We start from the raw sequence: 15,663 nt of genomic DNA, 5'->3' as shown, positions 1-15,663 counted from the left end.
ATGGGACGGGGCGAGAGCTCGCAGCGCACGATGCGGCCCTCTTTCGTGCGCGAGATGAGGCCGGCGTTCTCCAGCACGCGCAGGTGCTTCATGAAGCCGGTCAGCGACATGCCATGCGGCTCGGCAAGCTCCGTCACGCTGAGGCTGCGCTCGCCCAGGGTTTCGAGCACGGTGCGGCGCGTCGAATCGGACAGCGCGGCGAAGACGGCGTCGAGGGTCGCGGCTTCAGGAGGGGCGGTTGGGTGAACCATGCGGTTGAGTATGGAAAGCGCCCACCGAGGCGTCAAGGATTGACCCCAGCCGCTGGCGAGCGCGGAGAAAAGTCACGGATGCCTTTGCCCACAAACCAAAGACCTCGGCTCAGGAACGCTTTATGCGTGCTGCGGCGCAACACAACCACCCTGCGAAGGAGCGCCCCATGCTGGACCGTACCGCCACCCAGTTCTCCCACGTCAAGCCCGGTGACACAGAGTTCGTCTCGGGGGGGCTGCGCGATTTCTTCCTCTACCGCGACCTGGGCGTGGCCGAGGCCACCAACGGCAAGGTCATCGCGCATCTGGTCAAGGCCAACATGGCACCGGAAACGGGCACCGGCTGGCACCGCCACGAGGCGGACTTCCAGATCGTCATCATGCTCAAGGGCTGGGCCCGCTTCATGTACGAGGACAAGGAAACGCTGGTCGAGGCCGGCGACGTGGTGCACCAGCGCCCGGGCATCCGGCACTTCCTGTTCGACTACTCGCCCGACATGGAGTACCTGGAGATCGTTTCGCCAGCGGACTTCAAGAGCATCGACGTCGAACCGGTGTGCGAGATTCCGCCGCCCACGCCCTGGCCCTGAAAACGCACTGTTGGGCGCCCGCAAGGGCACCGATAAACTCCTCGCGTCTCACCAAAACCGACAACAACCGAGGAGAGAGAACTTGCGTATTCATACTGCCCGCCTGACGGCCGGCTTGCTGCTCGCGTGCGCCCTTGCGGCCACCAACACCGGCAACGCTGCATCACCGACCACTTCAACGGCTCCGGCCACTGCCTCTACAGCGAACTCGCTGGAAGCCGAGCAGGAAGCCGCCTTCAAGGCCGCCAGGGCCGTGCAGAAGGCCGGCCCCGCCGACATCCCCTTGCGCGACCAGGCCCACTTGAAGCTGCCGGCCGGCTACATCTGGGTGCCGACGCCAGCGGCCGCGCAGCTCATGCACAGCATGGGCAACCGCACCGACGACACCTTCATCGGCGCGATCTTCCCCGCCAACGACGACGCCGGCTGGATGGCCGTCGTCAAGTTCGTGAAAGAGGGCTACATCAAGGACGACGACGCGAAGGACTGGAACGCCGACGACTTGCTCAAGAGCCTGAAGGAAGGCACCGAGGCCGCGAACGAAGAGCGCGCCAAGCGCGGCATCGACGGCATCGAGGTCACGGGCTGGGCGCAGAAGCCGCAGTACGAGGCCGAGACGCACCGCCTCGTGTGGTCGGCCCTCTCGAAGAAGAAGGGCAGCACGGGCGACAACCAGGGCGTCAACTACAACACCTATGCGCTGGGCCGCGAGGGCTACCTGAGCCTGAACCTCATCACCAACGCCAAGGACCTGGACACCTACAAGCCCGACGCAGCGAAGCTCCTGGCCGCGCTGCAGTACGACGACGGCAAGAAGTACGCGGACTTCAACTCCTCCACCGACAAGGTCGCGGCCTATGGCCTCGCCGCGCTGGTGGCCGGCGTGGCGGTCAAGAAGCTGGGCCTGTTCGCGCTCGCGCTGGCGTTCCTCGCCAAGTTCGCGAAGATCGCGGTCGTGGCCGGCGGCGCTGCGCTCTGGGGCATCGCCAAGATCTTCAAGAAGAAGACGCCCGAAGCCTGACGAGCGCCGGGGCGCCGGTGCCGGGCATGGCCAAGCTGCTGCCATTGGGCGGCAGCCCGCCCGGCGGTCGAGGTGGGCCTCAGCGGCCCGTGAAGCGCGGCGCCCGCTTCGCGACGAATGCCGCCACGCCTTCGCGCGCATCCGCACTGCCCGCGCGTTCGTGCAGCAGCTTCTGCTCCATCGCGAAGTGTTCCTCGATCGGCCGGCCCGGCGCGCCGCCGCACAGGGCCTTGATGCCCGCGAATGACGCGCTCGCACCAGCGGCCAGCCGCCTGACCAGCGCCTCGGCTGCAGCAGCGAGCTCCGCATCCGGATAGACCGCATCGACCGCACCCGTCGCCAGGCAGCGCTGGCTGTCGATGGGTTCGCTGAGCATCAGCCACTGCTGCGCCCGCACCGGCCCCACGCGGCGCGACAGGAAGTACGAGGCGCCCGCGTCCGGCGAGAGGCCGATGGCCGCATAGCCGGTGCGCAGCTTCATCGACTCCGCCGCCAGCACGAAGTCGCCGCAGAGCGCGAGCCCCACGCCCGCGCCGCCCGCCGGGCCGTTCACCGCAACGACCAGCGGCGCCGGGCTCGTCACCAGGCGCAGCAACGCGGGATGAAGCCCGTCGAGAATTTCGTTCACCAGTTCGGGCAGCCGCTCGCCGGCCGCCACGAACTCGTCGATGTCGCCACCCGCGCAGAAGGTCTTGCCCTCGCCGGTCAACAGGATGGCGCGCGGCTTCTGTTCGAGCACCCCGTCGATGGCGCGGACCAGGGCCCGGGCGCTCGGCGATGTCAGCGCGTTCGCACTCCCGGGCCGCTTGAGCACGATGCGGCCGATGTCGTCGCGTACGCCCCAGGCAATGCCTTCGACAATGTCCACGTCAGATACCAGTCAAGCCGCCGGTGCACATGAGCGTCTGGCCGCTCACGTAGTCCGACTCGGGCGCGCACAGCAGGTACACCGCGCCGGCCGCTTCCTCGGGCGTGCCGCCACGGCCGAGCGGGATCGACTGCTCCATCATTGCGAGCAGCCCGGGGTTCACGCCGACCTTGATCTCGCGGCCCTCGATGTTGGCGGTGGACGCATCGGCGGTGCTCGCGGTCAACCGGGTCTGGATGAAGCCGAAGGCCACGCAATTGACCGTGACGTTCATGCGCCCCCACTCCTTGGCGAGCGTCTGCGTCATGCCGACGATGCCGGCTTTCGCGGTCGAGTAGTTGGTCTGTCCGGCATTGCCGAAGAGCCCCGCCACCGACGAGATGTTGACCACCTTGCGCACCACGCGCCGGCCGGCTTCGCCCTCGGCCTTGGAGAGCGCACGGATCACCGGCTGCGCCGCGCGCAGGATGCGGAACGGCGCGGTGAGATGCACGTCGATCATGGCGTACCACTGCTCGTCGGTCATCTTCTGCACGACGCTGTCCCAGGTGTAGCCGGCGTTGTTCACGACGATGTCGAGGCCCTTGTATTCGCTCACCGCGGTGCCGACGAAGCGCTCGGCGAAGTCCGGCGCCGAGACGCTGCCGACGCAGGCCACGGCCTGCCCGCCCGCGGCACGGATGGCCTCGACGGTTTCTTCGGCGGGTTCGGCATCGAGGTCGTTGACGACGATGCGCGCGCCTTCGGAAGCGAGCTTGAGCGCGATCGCGCGGCCGATGCCGCGGCCCGAGCCGGTGATGAGGGCGACCTTGCCTTCGAGCTTGAGTGTCATGTTGATTTTTTCTTTCGTTGGAATGGATCGATCAGCGCAGCGCCACCAGCGCTTCGCCGGCGATGCGGGCCTGGCCGTACTGGTTGGCGCTCTGCACCTCGACGCGCACGCAGCGCTCGCCGTTGTGTTCCAGCTTCTCGACCACACGGCCGGTGCAGCGCACCGCATGGCCGATGTGGGTGATGCCCTGGAAGCGCACGTCGAAGCGGCGCAGTTGCGACTGCGGCGCCCATTGCGTGACGAGCCGGCCGAGCCAGGCCATGCCCAGCATGCCCTGCGCGAACACATCGGGCATGCCGGCCTTGCGCGCGAAGTCGGTGTCGATGTGGATCGGGTTGTGGTCGCCCGAGGCGCCCGCAAAAAGCGCGAGCGTGGTGCGGTTGACCGGCGCAAGCTGCAATGCGGGCAGCTCGTCGCCGATCTTGACGTTGTCGTAGGTGATGGTGGCAGCGGTGGTCATCGTGCGTTCCTTCGTCAGTGGCGGCACACGATCACCGTGCGCAGCTCCGCCACGAGCTCGTCGCGCTGGTTGGTGGCGCGCGAGGTCTTCACGACGAATTCGAGTGCGCCGTTCTTCTTGTCGTAGATGTCGCTGATGGTGGAGCGCACCGTCACCGTGTCGCCCACGCAGGCCGGCCGGTGATAGCTGAAGCTCTGCTCGCCGTGCAGGAGCTTCGAGAGCGGAATCTGCAGGTCGTCGAGCATCCGGCCCGAGGCGCCCGAATCCAGTTCGGCTGCGAACAGGAAGGTGGGCGGCGCGGGCAGGTCGGGGTAGCCCGCATCGCGTGCGGCGGCGGCATCGGTGTAGACCGGATCGGTCTCGCCGATGGCCTTGGCGAAGAACTGCAGCCGCGTGCGCTCGATGGGCAGCACCGAGGCGGGCAGCTCGTGGCCGATCCATTTCTTGTCGATCATGTTCTGCCTTGTCCTCAGACGCGTTCGTACAGCGTGACCACACACGCGCCGCCCAACCCGAGGTTGTGCTGCAGCGCCATCCGCGCGCCTTCGACCTGCCGTTTGTCCGCTGTGCCGCGCAGCTGCTGAACCAGCTCCGTGCATTGCGCGAGCCCCGTCGCCCCGAGCGGATGCCCCTTCGACAGCAGCCCGCCCGACGGATTGGTCACCACCTTGCCGCCATAGGTGTTGTCGCCGTCGACCACGAATTTCTCCGCGCCGCCGACCGGGCAAAGGCCCAGCGCCTCGTAGCTCAGAAGCTCGTTGTGCGCAAAGCAGTCGTGCAGCTCGACCACGTCGATGTCCTGCGGGCCGACGCCGGCCGCGTCGTACACCTTCTGCGCGGCTTCCTGCGCCATGCTGAAGCCGACGACCTCGCGCATGTCGCGGCTCTCGAAGGTCACGGCGCGGTCGGTGGTCATGGCCTGCGCCTTGATGCGCACGCTGCGGTCCAGGCCATGGCGCTCGGCGAATCGCGGCGAGCACACGATGGCCGCGGCCGCGCCGCAGGTGGGCGGGCAGGCCATGAGCCGCGTCATCACGCCGGGCCACATGACGGGCGCGGCCATCACTTCGTCTTCGGTGACGACGGTGCGGAACAGCGCCACCGGATTGTTCGACGCATGGCGGCTCGCCTTGGCGCGGATCTTCGCGAAGGTGGACATCTGCGTGCCGTACTGCTGCATGTGCGCGAGGCCGGCGCCACCGAAGTAGCGCAGCGCGAGCGGCACCTGCTCGTTGCCGACCAGCTCGTCGGTGATGGTCTCGAAATTGTCGAAGGGACTCGGGCGGTCGTTGAACACCGCGCCCAGTGCGCCCGGGCTCATGTGCTCGAAGCCGAGCGCGAGCACGCAGTCGACGGCGCCGCTGGCCACGGCCTGGCGCGCGAGGAAGAGCGCGGTCGAACCGGTCGAGCAGTTGTTGTTGACGTTGACGACCGGAATGCCCGTCATGCCCACCTCGTAGAGCGCGCGCTGGCCGGCCGTGGAGTCGCCGTACACATAGCCCACATAGGCCTGCTGGATCAGCTCGTAGCCAATGCCCGCGTCCTTGAGCGCGGCATTCGTCGCGTGCGCGGCCATCTGCGGATAGGGCTGGTTCGCGCCCGGCTTGGTGAAGGGGATCATGCCGACCCCGACCACATACACGTCTTGACTCATGAAGGTCTCCTTGATGTCCGGATTGGAAAAATGGTTTGCAAAAACATGTCAGGCCACGCTGCGTTGGCGGCCCTGCCAGAACGGTTCGCGCAGCTTGGTCTTCAGCACCTTGCCCGCACCCGAGAGCGGCAGCGCATCGACGATGGCCACGCTGCGCGGGCACTTGTAGCCCGCGATCAATGTCTTGCAGTGCGCGATGAGCTCCTCGTCGCGAATGCCCTGCCCCGGCTTGAGCACCAGCGCCGCATGCACCGCCTCGCCCCACTCCTCGCTCGGGATGCCGATGACCGCGCAGGCCGCCACCGCGGGATGCTGGGTGATCGCGTTCTCTACCTCGGCCGAATAGATGTTCTCGCCGCCGCTGATGATCATGTCCTTGAGCCGGTCGACCACGAAGACGTAGCCGTCGTCGTCCATGTAGGCGCCGTCGCCTGTATGCATCCAGCCGTCGCGCACGGCGGCGGCCGTTTGCTCGGGCTTGTTCCAGTAGCCCTGCATCACGTTGGGGCCGCGCACCGCGATCTCGCCCACGGTGCCGCGCGGCAGCTCGGCGCCCTCGGCATCGACGATGCGCACCTCGGTGCAGTAGCTCGCACGGCCGGCCGAGCGCAGCTTTCCGAGCTTGCGGCCCTCAACTGTGTGGTTGCGCGCGGGGTTGATGGTGGCCAGCGGCGAGAGCTCGGTCATGCCGTAGGCTTGCACGAAGTCCACGCCCGGGAAAGCATCCATCGCGCGATTGAGCACCGCCTCGGAGATCGGCGATGCGCCATAGGCGATGCACTTCAGGCTCGCCAGGTCGCGCGGCTCCCGCATCGCCGGGTGGTCCACCAGCATCTGGATCATGGTGGGCACCAGCAGGATGTGGGTGACGCGGTCTTTCTCGATGGCGTTGAGCACGCCCTCGGGGCTGAACATGGGAATGATCGAGTGCGTGTTGCCTTCGAGCCAGTGCGGCGTGGCCAAGCCCATGTCGGCCAGGTGGAACATCGGCGCGGCGTGCAGGTAGCAGCCGCCGGGCGGCGCCAGGCGCTCGGCATGCAGGGCAAGGCCCGAGCTGCCCATGTTGGTGTGGCTGAGCATCACGCCCTTGGGGAAACCGGTGGTGCCGCCGGTGTAGAAGATGCCCGCCAGGTCTTCGTCGCGGCGGGCTGCGTCGGGCACGGGCGCTGCCGTGTCGAGCAGCGCTTCGTAGCCGTGCATGCGCGCGGGCAGCGCGCCGTCGCCGCAATAGATCACCTCGCGCAGGCTCGTGGCCTGCTCGCGCATCTGCTCGACCATGGGGCGGAAGGTCTCGTCGACCAGCAGGATGGTCGAGCCCGAGTCTTCCAGCGAATAGAGGATTTCCGCGGCCGACCAGCGGATGTTGCAGGGGTTGAGCACCCCGCCGCCCCAGGGCACGGCCATCTGGTATTCGAGGTAGCGGGCCGAATTGAGCGAGAGCATCGCCACGCGGTCGCCCGTCCGCATGCCCAGCTTCTGCAGCGCGCCCGCCAGGCGCGCGACGCGTTCTCCGTATTCGCGAAAGCTGAGGGTGCGGCCGGCAAATTGCACGGCCGGTTTGTCGGGGTGCTGCTGCAGGCTGCGGTGCAGCGGCTGGGTCATGTACATGGCGATGTCTCCGTCTCTCTTTGGTGTTGCCGGATGGTAGAAATCCGCCCCCCGCCCGGCGATTGCGCTTCGCTTCGATCGCATTGCAGAAAACGTCAATCGACACGGTGGCTTGCTTGGTGTCTGATCGCTGCGTCCCATGCTGCAACCACCCGTCACCATTCCGATCGCTTTTGTCCAGGGCATGCTGTCGGGCATCCGTGCCCGGGGCGCCGATGCGCCCGTCGACATCGGCACCGCGCTGGAAGACGCCGGCATCGCGCCGTCGCTGCTCGAAGAAACAGCGTCGCGCGTGACCGCCGAGCAGTACGTCGACCTGTTCGCCCTGCTGATGAAGCGGCTGGATGACGAGGCCCTGTGCTTCCTCACGCGGCGCCTTCGCTGCGGCAGCTTCGCGCTGATGCTGCGTTCCACGCTGGGCGCACCGACCTTCGAAGTGGCGCTGCGGCGCGTGGCGCACACCTTCAGCCTGCTGCAGGACGACCTCTCGCTGGTACTGCTGCACGAGGGCCCGCTCGCGGGCTTCGGCCTGCGGCTGAACAACCTGCAGGCGCCGCACCAGAACTTTCTGCACGAGCTGATGCTGCGGGTGTATTGGCGGCTCTTCGCGTGGCTGCATGGCGGCCGGCTGGTGGCGCGGCGTTTTGATTTCGGCTTCGAACTGCCGCCGTATGCCGACGGCTACGCCAAGGTGTTTCCCGGCCCGCTGCAGTTCGGCCAGCCGCTGACGGCCATGTGGTTCGACGCGAGCGCGCTCGCCACGCCGATGCATCGCGACGCGCACGCGATGCAGGTCTTCCTCTCGGCCTCGCCGGCCAACGTGATCCTGCCCCGGCTGGCCGAGCAGGCCGTGAGCGCGAAGGTGCGGGCGGTGCTGCAGCAGAACCGGCCCGCGTGGGCCGATCTCGCCACCACGGCGAGCAGCCTGCACATGTCGGTCAGCACGCTGCAGCGCCACCTGGCGACGGAAGGTACGTCGTTCCAGTCGCTGAAGGACCAGTTGCGGCGCGACGTGGCCATCGTGCGGCTCAACACCAGCAGCGTGCCGCTCGCGGCGCTGGCCGAGGAACTGGGCTTTGCCGACAGCGCGGCCTTCCAGCGGGCTTTCAAGACATGGACCGGCGGTGCGCCGGGCTCGTACCGATCGGCGGCGGCGCGCGCGGCGCCTCGTGCAGGCAACGGCCCGCCCGCGGGCTCGGGCTAGAGCGAAACGACGATGCCGCTGAGCAGCAACGCGGCGAACAATGCGAACACGCCGCGCCACGATGCCGGGCGCGCCTCGACCCAGCGGTAAAGCAATGCGGCCGCCGCCACCGACAGGCCAAAGGTCGCCACCATCCCCAACAGGTCGACCCACGGCCCATGCGGCGCGAGGTTCGCGACGAGGGCATTCATCGCGAGAAGCACCGGAAAGTGGATGAGGAACAGCGAGTACGACATGCGCCCCAGGCGCTGCAACGGCACCGCTGCCAACGGCCACTTCGCAGGCGACAGCCAATGCCTGTGCTGCGCGAGTGCGATCAGCAGCGCCGTGACTAGCGCAGTCGCGATGCGGCTGCGCCATTCGATCGCCAGCGCGCCCGCCCCGACCAATACCAGCATCGCCACTGCGCCCTGCCAGGTGCTGGCACGCGTCGCGCGGCCGATCCAGAACACCAGCATGCCGAGCCCGTAGGCACCGAAGAAATACAGCGCGGTATCGTCGAGGGCGGCATTGCGGTTGAAGAGCACCAGCGAAGTCACGGCCAGCGCGAGCACGAGCAGCACGGGCATCCATCGCGACGATGGATTCACGACACCCGGTGCGGGCGGGCTCAACATGGCCGGCAGGCCGACCAGCATCAGTGCGAGCGCGAACAACTGGAAGTCAATCGCCACGTACCAGACGCCGGTGGAGAGCGACTCGTAGCCCAGCAGGTCCTGCAGCAGAAACCCGTGCGCGAAAAGCTGCCCGATGCTCGGCGATGCCGGCACCACGTCTTCATCGAGCCATGGCCGCACCAGCGCGGCCACCAGCACGCAGACGGTGAGCGCGGCCAGGTACGGCATCACCAGCCGTCCATAGCGCTGCAGGATGCGCGCGATGGGCCGGTCGACGCGCAAGAGGCCGTCGGGCGCAAGGCTCGCCGCCGCGAGGAATCCCGCGATCACGAGGAACACCTGCACCGCGAGCCGGCCGTCGTCCGCCAGCCAGCCGAAGAAATCGGGCGCGAGCCCGTAGGCGCCCGCCGGCATCGGTCCATAGCGCGAGAGGTGATGCCCCACGATCACCGCGCAGGCGATGCCTTTCGCGGCGTCGAGCAGCGGCATGCGCCCCGGCGACGGGGGCGCGATGGCGGAAGCCATGGTCGGGTCGGTCAGCCGAGGCTCAGAGCGCGAGCCGCTGCCGTGCTTCCTGGTATTCGCGCTTGAGCTTCTCGATGAACGCCGCGGCGCTGGCCACTTCGGTCACGGCGCCGATGCCCTGGCCCGAGCCCCAGATGTCTTTCCAGGCCTTGGCCTTGCTGCCATCGCCGCTCGCGAAGTTCATGGTCTTGAGATCGCCTTCGGGCAGGTTCGCGGGGTCCATGCCCGCCGCGACGATGCTGGGCGCGAGGTAGTTGCCGTGCACGCCGGTGAAGAGGTTCGAATAGACGATGTCGTCCGAGTTGCCGTCGACGATGGCCTGCTTGTACTCGTCGCTCGCACGCGCCTCTTCGGTGGCGATGAAGGCAGTGCCGATGTAGGCAAAGTCGGCGCCCATGGCCTGCGCCGCGAGCACTGCACCGCCGGAAGCGATGGAGCCCGACAGCGCGATCGGGCCGTCGAACCACTGGCGGATTTCCTGCACCAGCGCGAACGGGCTCTTCACGCCCGCATGGCCGCCGGCACCGGCTGCCACGGCGATGATGCCGTCGGCGCCCTTCTCGATCGCCTTCTGCGCGAACTTGTTGTTGATGATGTCGTGCAGCGTCACGCCGCCGTAGCTGTGCACCGCGTCGTTCACGTCGGTGCGCGCGCCCAGCGAGGTGATGACGATCGGCACCTTGTACTTCACAACCATCTCCATGTCGTGCTCGAGGCGGTCGTTGCTCTTGTGCACGATCTGGTTGATGGCGAACGGTGCAGCGGGCTTGTCGGGGTTGGCCTTGTTGTAGGCCGCGAGTTCTTCGGTGATCTCGATCAGCCACTCTTCGAGTTGCGCCGCGGGGCGTGCGTTGAGCGCCGGCATCGAGCCGACCACGCCGGCCTTGCATTGCGCGATCACGAGCTTGGGGTTGCTGATGATGAACAGCGGCGAGCCGATGATCGGCAGCGGCAGGTTCGCGAGGACGGGGGGCAGCTTGGACATGTTTGTTGTCTCCGGGAATGGGTTCGGTTTTATAAGAGAGAAGGCCCGTGCCGCCGGTCAGGTGGGCGACACGGAACGCGGCTCAGAACGCGTCGAGCGCGAGGGCCGTGACGCTCTCGGCGCCATCGACGATGCTGTCGCGGATGCCCGGCGCCTTGTTGAGGATGTGCTCGGCGTAGAAGCGCGCGGTGGCGATCTTGGCGAGCATGAAGTCGGTGTCGAAGCTGCGCGAGGCGAGGTCTTCCGCAATGATCAGCGAGCGCGCAAGCTGCCAGCCGGCCACGAGGTTGCCCGCGAGCATCAGGTACGGCACGCTGCCCGAGAACACCGCGTTCGGCGATGCCTTGGTCTGGCCTGCGACGAAGTCGACCACTTCGATGAAGGCTTCGCGTGCGGCCTTCAGGCGCCTGTGCACCGAGGCTGCAGCGACGCTTTCGCTCTTGGCGAGCTCGGCTTCGGTCTTCTCGATCTGTGCGGCAATCGCCTTGGCCGTCTGCCCACCGTCGCGCGCGGTCTTGCGGCCCACGAGGTCGTTGGCCTGGATCGCGGTGGTGCCTTCGTAGATCGTGAGGATCTTCGCGTCGCGGTAGTACTGCGCCGCGCCCGTCTCCTCGATGAAGCCCATGCCGCCGTGCACCTGCACGCCGAGCGAGGTCACTTCGAGGCTCATCTCGGTGCTGTAGCCCTTGACCAGCGGCACCATGAATTCGTAGAACGCCTGGTTCTGCTTGCGTGCGTCCGCATCGGGGTGGTGATGCGCGGCGTCGTACGCGGCGGCGGCCACCGAGGCCATCGCTCGGCAGCCTTCGGTGTAGGCGCGCATCGTCATCAGCATGCGCTTGACGTCGGGGTGGTGAATGATCGGCGCGCTCGCGTTGATGGAGCCGTCGACCGGGCGGCTCTGCACGCGGTCCTTCGCGTAGGCCACAGCGTGCTGATAGGCGCGCTCGGCGATCGCGATGCCCTGCATGCCCACGGCGTACCGGGCCGAGTTCATCATGATGAACATGTACTCGAGGCCGCGGTTCTCCTGGCCGACGAGGTAGCCCACCGCACCGCCGTTGTCGCCGTACTGCAGCACGGCAGTCGGCGAGGCCTTGATGCCCATCTTGTGTTCGATGCTCACGCAGTGCACGTCGTTGCGCTCGCCGAGGGCGCCGTCCTTGCCGACCATGAACTTGGGCACCACGAACAGGCTGATGCCCTTCACGCCTTCGGGCGCGCCGGTCACGCGGGCCAGCACGAGGTGCACGATGTTCTCGGCCATGTCGTGCTCACCGTAGGTGATGAAGATCTTGGTGCCGAACACCTTGTAGGTGCCATCGGGCTGCGGCTCGGCGCGGCTGCGCACCATGGCAAGGTCGCTGCCGGCCTGCGGCTCGGTGAGGTTCATCGTGCCGGTCCACTGGCCGCTCACGAGCTTTTCGAGGTACACGGCCTTGAGCTCGTCGGAGCCGGCCGTGAGCAGCGCTTCGATCGCGCCATCACTCAGCAGCGGGCACAGGGCGAAGCTCATGTTGGCCGAGTTGAGCATCTCGCCGCAGGCCGCGCCGATGGTCTTCGGGAGGCCCTGCCCGCCGAAGTCCGCCGGATGCTGAAGACCTTGCCAGCCGCCCGAGACGTACTGCGCGAAGGCGTCCTTGAAGCCCGGCGTGGTGGTGACTTCACCGCCCTTGAACGACGAGGGATTGCGGTCGCCTTCGATGTTCAGCGGCGCGACCACATCCTGGTTGAAGCGGGCGCATTCCTCGAGCACGGCCTGTGCGGTCTCGAGGCCAGCGTCTTCGAAGCCCGGCAGCTTGGCGATCTCGCCGATATTGGCCAGGTGCTCGATGTCGAACAGCATGTCCTTGAGGGGGGCGGTGTAGCTCATGTCTTGTCTCCAGATACAGCGGATACGAAAAGGGCATCGCGAACGATGCCCTCCGGCTCAATGCAGCGATGCGGTCAGAGCGCCTTGACCAGCTCGGGCACAGCCACGAACAGGTCGGCGACGAGGCCGTAGTCGGCCACCGAGAAGATCGGCGCTTCCTCGTCCTTGTTGATCGCAACGATCACCTTGGAATCCTTCATGCCGGCCAGATGCTGGATCGCGCCCGAGATGCCCGCTGCGATGTACAGCTGCGGCGCGACGATCTTGCCGGTCTGGCCCACTTGCCAGTCGTTCGGGGCGTAGCCGGCATCGACGGCTGCGCGGCTGGCGCCCAGGCCTGCGTTGAGTTTGTCGGCCAGAGGCGCCATCACTTCGGTGAACTTCTCGGCGCTGCCCAGGGCGCGGCCACCGGAGACGATGATCTTGGCTGCCGTCAGTTCGGGGCGTTCGCTCTTGGTGACTTCGCGGCCGACGAAGCTGCTCTTGCCGCTGTCGGCGACGCCTTCGGCGGTTTCGACAGTGGCGCTACCGCCCGTTGCTGCCGCGGCGTCGAAGCCAGTCGTGCGCACGGTGATCACCTTGGTGGCATCGCTGCTCTGCACCGTGGCAATCGCGTTGCCGGCGTAGATCGGACGCTCGAAGGTGTCGGGGCTGTCGACCTTGGTGATGTCGCTGATCTGCGCCACGTCCAGCTTGGCGGCCACGCGCGGGGCGACGTTCTTGCCGTTGGCGGTCGAGGGGAACAGGATGTGGCTGTAGTTGCTGGCGATGGCCAGCACTTGAGCGGCCACGTTCTCTGCGAGGTTCTCGGCCAGGCTCGGGCTGTCGGCTGCGATGACCTTGGTCACGCCAGCGATCTGTGCTGCGGCCTTGGCAGCTTCAGCGGCGTTGGCACCAGCCACCAGCACGTGGACGTCGCCACCGCAAGCCAGCGCTGCAGTCACGGTGTTGAGGGTTGCCGGCTTGATGCTGGCGTGGTCGTGTTCGGCAATAACAAGTGCGGTCATGTTCAGATCACCTTCGCTTCGTTCTTCAGTTTGTCCACCAGGGTCGCCACGTCGGGCACCTTGATGCCGGCACCGCGCTTGGGCGGCTCGCTGACCTTCAGGGTCTTCAGGCGCGGCTTGACATCCACACCCAGGTCCTCGGGCTTGAAGACATCGAGCTGCTTCTTCTTGGCCTTCATGATGTTGGGCAGCGTGACGTAGCGCGGCTCGTTCAGGCGCAGGTCGGTCGTGATGACGGCCGGCAGGCTGAGGGAGATGGTTTCCAGGCCGCCGTCGACTTCGCGGGTCACAGTGGCCTTGTCGCCAGCGACTTCGACCTTGGAGGCGAAGGTGGCTTGCGGCAGATCAGCCAGCGCAGCCAGCATCTGGCCGGTCTGGTTCGCGTCGTCATCGATGGCTTGCTTGCCGAGGATGATCAGTTGGGGCTGTTCCTTGTCGACCAGCGCCTTCAGGAGCTTGGCGACAGCCAGGGGCTGCAGCTCTTCGGTGGTCTCGACCAGGATGCCGCGATCCGCACCGATGGCCATCGCGGTGCGCAGCGTTTCCTGGCACTTCGCGTCACCGCAGGAGACGGCGATCACTTCAGTGACCACGCCCTTCTCTTTCAGACGCACCGCTTCTTCGACAGCAATCTCGTCGAAGGGGTTCATGCTCATCTTGACGTTGGCAATGTCCACCCCGGTGCCGTCGCTCTTCACGCGCACCTTCACGTTGTAATCGACGACCCGTTTGACAGGCACAAGAACCTTCATTGACTTGACTCCATTGGATTGCAAAAAGGGGGCTTCGAGGGCAACCGGTCATTCTAGGACGCGACCTTTGCAGCCTCTCCGTTCTTCCTGTCGGCACTGCGGACCCGAAAAAAGAACGATCGTGCTTTTCAGCGATTATAAAACAGCGTCGGGCGCTGGCGCGATGCCAGGCGGCAAAGATTCCACACGCAGCACGCGCTGCGGATAGGGAATGTCGATGCCCGCCCCGCGCAGCCCTTCGAGGATGGCGATGTTGATGGCCGAGCGCAGGTTGTCCTTGCCCTTGTCCGGGTCGGCGACCCAGAAATGCAGGCTGAACTCCAGGCCGTCGGGCGCGAAGTTCATCAGATAGGCGATCGGCTCCGGATCGGTCATCACGCGCGCCTGCGACTTCGCCGCCGCGCACAGGATGGCTTGCACCTGCGCCACGTCGCTCTCGTAGCCGACCACGATGTTGGTCGTGATGTTGAACTTGCGGTCCGCCAGCGAAAGGTTCTCCACCCGGCTGGTGATCAGCGATTCGTTCGGCACGATGGCCTCGCGCCCGTTGCCTGCGCGGATGAGCGTGTAGCGCGTCTTGATGTCGGTGATGCGGCCCTCGAAGGTGTCGACCTTCACGTTGTCGCCGATGCGGATCGATCGCTCCAGCAGGATCACGAACCCGCTCACATAGTTGGCCGCCAGCTTCTGCAGCCCGAAGCCCAGGCCCACCCCGAGCGCACCGCCCAGCACCGAGAGCGCCGTCAAATCCACCCCCACCGCCGACAGCGCGAACAACAAACCGATCAGCAGCAGGAAGGCACGCACCGCGTTCGACGCCACCTTGCGCATCGAGAGGTCGGTGACGGCCTCGCGCAGGATGCGCTTCTCGATGGTCGAGGCAATCCACAGCGCGATCACCAGCACCAGCCCGGCCGACAGCACGCCCTGGAAGATGGTCTGCACGCTCACGCGCGTCTTGCCGAAGGCCAGTGTGATGTTGTCGAGTTCGGCCAGCACGGGCGGCAAGAGCCCGACGATCCAGAGCACGGCCGCGATCCACGCGAGCCACGAGATCGTGCGTTCGATCAGCCGCACCAGGTTGGAGGTGGGAAACACCGCCCTGAGCACCCGCGCGAAGAGCCGGATGACAGCGAGCGAAAGGAACACCGACACCGCGATGCGCAGCACCAGCACCGCCTGGAAGTCGATCACCACGCGCCGCGCGAGGTCGGTGAACACCAGCGACAGCAGCGGGAACAGCAGACCGTCGAAGGTGCTTTCGCCGAACCAGATCGAGTCCTTGGGCTGGTCGCGCCCGAACCATTTGCAGATGGCCCAGGCCAAGGCCACGCAGGCCACGAGCACGCTCAGTTCGATGCCGATGCCGGTCGCATCGACCAGTTTCAGGCGTTGTAGGAAGTCGTTGAAATTCAT

At 66.7% G+C, this 15,663-nt stretch carries 15 protein-coding genes and 1 pseudogene; 3 read left to right on the top strand and 13 right to left on the bottom strand.

Translation table 11 applies throughout. From position 1 onward, the window contains the following. Positions 1-53 precede the first annotated feature (53 nt). A pseudogene (locus QF040_RS02080) lies at positions 54-251 on the bottom strand (ArsR/SmtB family transcription factor); the annotation flags it as partial. A gap of 167 nt (positions 252-418) precedes the next feature. On the opposite strand from QF040_RS02080, the gene QF040_RS02075 reads away from it, so the two are divergent. Further along, positions 419-841, top strand: a complete 423-nt coding sequence (locus QF040_RS02075) for a cupin domain-containing protein (RefSeq protein WP_257859067.1) — start codon at positions 419-421, stop codon at positions 839-841. A gap of 82 nt (positions 842-923) precedes the next feature. Continuing rightward, positions 924-1,862 (top strand): DUF2167 domain-containing protein, encoded by a 939-nt coding sequence (locus QF040_RS02070; protein ID WP_429609595.1) that lies wholly within the window; start codon positions 924-926, stop codon positions 1,860-1,862. Positions 1,863-1,941: 79 nt separating this feature from the next. On the opposite strand, the gene QF040_RS02065 is transcribed toward QF040_RS02070, so the two are convergent. From QF040_RS02065 to QF040_RS02040, 6 genes are read right to left on the bottom strand one after another with little or no spacing between them, the layout of a single operon-like run. Further along, positions 1,942-2,730 carry an enoyl-CoA hydratase/isomerase family protein gene (locus QF040_RS02065; protein WP_429609594.1) on the bottom strand — a complete coding sequence of 263 codons (789 nt, stop codon included), beginning with the start codon at positions 2,728-2,730 and terminating at the stop codon, positions 1,942-1,944. 1 nt (position 2,731) lies between these two features. Then, on the bottom strand, positions 2,732-3,562 hold the full coding sequence (locus QF040_RS02060) for an SDR family NAD(P)-dependent oxidoreductase (protein WP_429609593.1): 831 nt from the start codon (positions 3,560-3,562) through the stop codon (positions 2,732-2,734). A 31-nt stretch (positions 3,563-3,593) separates the two neighbouring features. Beyond that, positions 3,594-4,022 carry a MaoC family dehydratase gene (locus QF040_RS02055; protein ID WP_429609592.1) on the bottom strand — a complete coding sequence of 143 codons (429 nt, stop codon included), beginning with the start codon at positions 4,020-4,022 and terminating at the stop codon, positions 3,594-3,596. A 14-nt stretch (positions 4,023-4,036) separates the two neighbouring features. Next, complete coding sequence (locus tag QF040_RS02050) at positions 4,037-4,477, bottom strand: MaoC family dehydratase N-terminal domain-containing protein (protein WP_306877361.1); 441 nt, start codon at positions 4,475-4,477, stop codon at positions 4,037-4,039. 14 nt (positions 4,478-4,491) lie between these two features. Beyond that, positions 4,492-5,676 (bottom strand): lipid-transfer protein, encoded by a 1,185-nt coding sequence (locus QF040_RS02045; protein ID WP_429609591.1) that lies wholly within the window; start codon positions 5,674-5,676, stop codon positions 4,492-4,494. 48 nt (positions 5,677-5,724) lie between these two features. Then, positions 5,725-7,284, bottom strand: a complete 1,560-nt coding sequence (locus QF040_RS02040) for a long-chain-fatty-acid--CoA ligase (protein WP_429609589.1) — start codon at positions 7,282-7,284, stop codon at positions 5,725-5,727. Positions 7,285-7,423: 139 nt separating this feature from the next. Here QF040_RS02040 and QF040_RS02035 point away from each other — a divergent pair, with 139 nt between their 5' ends. Beyond that, the gene (locus QF040_RS02035; protein ID WP_429609587.1) at positions 7,424-8,488 is read left to right on the top strand and encodes an AraC family transcriptional regulator; all 1,065 of its coding nucleotides are present in this window, start codon (positions 7,424-7,426) and stop codon (positions 8,486-8,488) included. Here the strand turns inward: QF040_RS02035 and QF040_RS02030 are convergent. The 6 genes from QF040_RS02030 to QF040_RS02005 form a co-directional block, all read right to left on the bottom strand. Next, positions 8,485-9,594 (bottom strand): acyltransferase family protein, encoded by a 1,110-nt coding sequence (locus QF040_RS02030; protein WP_429614602.1) that lies wholly within the window; start codon positions 9,592-9,594, stop codon positions 8,485-8,487. The two genes, QF040_RS02035 and QF040_RS02030, sit on opposite strands and share 4 nt — an antisense overlap. Before the next feature lie 58 nt (positions 9,595-9,652). Continuing rightward, the gene (locus QF040_RS02025; protein WP_306877366.1) at positions 9,653-10,615 is read right to left on the bottom strand and encodes an NAD(P)H-dependent flavin oxidoreductase; all 963 of its coding nucleotides are present in this window, start codon (positions 10,613-10,615) and stop codon (positions 9,653-9,655) included. An 82-nt stretch (positions 10,616-10,697) separates the two neighbouring features. Then, on the bottom strand, positions 10,698-12,488 hold the full coding sequence (locus tag QF040_RS02020) for an acyl-CoA dehydrogenase (protein WP_429609586.1): 1,791 nt from the start codon (positions 12,486-12,488) through the stop codon (positions 10,698-10,700). A gap of 74 nt (positions 12,489-12,562) precedes the next feature. Beyond that, the gene (locus tag QF040_RS02015) at positions 12,563-13,495 is read right to left on the bottom strand and encodes an electron transfer flavoprotein subunit alpha/FixB family protein (protein WP_429609585.1); all 933 of its coding nucleotides are present in this window, start codon (positions 13,493-13,495) and stop codon (positions 12,563-12,565) included. 2 nt (positions 13,496-13,497) lie between these two features. Beyond that, the gene (locus tag QF040_RS02010; protein WP_258351309.1) at positions 13,498-14,247 is read right to left on the bottom strand and encodes an electron transfer flavoprotein subunit beta/FixA family protein; all 750 of its coding nucleotides are present in this window, start codon (positions 14,245-14,247) and stop codon (positions 13,498-13,500) included. A gap of 135 nt (positions 14,248-14,382) precedes the next feature. After that, positions 14,383-15,663, bottom strand: coding sequence for a mechanosensitive ion channel family protein (locus tag QF040_RS02005; protein WP_429614601.1), 1,281 nt, complete (start codon positions 15,661-15,663; stop codon positions 14,383-14,385).

Origin of the sequence: Variovorax sp. W2I14, from assembly GCF_050435205.1 — a bacterium.
Lineage (GTDB): Bacteria > Pseudomonadota > Gammaproteobacteria > Burkholderiales > Burkholderiaceae_C > Variovorax > Variovorax paradoxus_C.
This window is presented reverse-complemented; position numbering and strand designations above follow the sequence as displayed.

Coding starts and splice junctions, on each gene's coding strand:
- QF040_RS02010 (WP_258351309.1), bottom strand. CDS start 14,247: ATGAAGGTTCTTGTGCCTGTCAAACGGGTCGTCGATTACAACGTGAAG.
- QF040_RS02025 (WP_306877366.1), bottom strand. CDS start 10,615: ATGTCCAAGCTGCCCCCCGTCCTCGCGAACCTGCCGCTGCCGATCATC.
- QF040_RS02055 (WP_429609592.1), bottom strand. CDS start 4,022: ATGACCACCGCTGCCACCATCACCTACGACAACGTCAAGATCGGCGAC.
- QF040_RS02005 (WP_429614601.1), bottom strand. CDS start 15,663: ATGAATTTCAACGACTTCCTACAACGCCTGAAACTGGTCGATGCGACC.
- QF040_RS02060 (WP_429609593.1), bottom strand. CDS start 3,562: ATGACACTCAAGCTCGAAGGCAAGGTCGCCCTCATCACCGGCTCGGGC.
- QF040_RS02045 (WP_429609591.1), bottom strand. CDS start 5,676: ATGAGTCAAGACGTGTATGTGGTCGGGGTCGGCATGATCCCCTTCACC.
- QF040_RS02015 (WP_429609585.1), bottom strand. CDS start 13,495: ATGACCGCACTTGTTATTGCCGAACACGACCACGCCAGCATCAAGCCG.
- QF040_RS02035 (WP_429609587.1), top strand. CDS start 7,424: ATGCTGCAACCACCCGTCACCATTCCGATCGCTTTTGTCCAGGGCATG.
- QF040_RS02030 (WP_429614602.1), bottom strand. CDS start 9,594: ATGCCGCTGCTCGACGCCGCGAAAGGCATCGCCTGCGCGGTGATCGTG.
- QF040_RS02020 (WP_429609586.1), bottom strand. CDS start 12,488: ATGAGCTACACCGCCCCCCTCAAGGACATGCTGTTCGACATCGAGCAC.
- QF040_RS02040 (WP_429609589.1), bottom strand. CDS start 7,284: ATGTACATGACCCAGCCGCTGCACCGCAGCCTGCAGCAGCACCCCGAC.
- QF040_RS02075 (WP_257859067.1), top strand. CDS start 419: ATGCTGGACCGTACCGCCACCCAGTTCTCCCACGTCAAGCCCGGTGAC.
- QF040_RS02050 (WP_306877361.1), bottom strand. CDS start 4,477: ATGATCGACAAGAAATGGATCGGCCACGAGCTGCCCGCCTCGGTGCTG.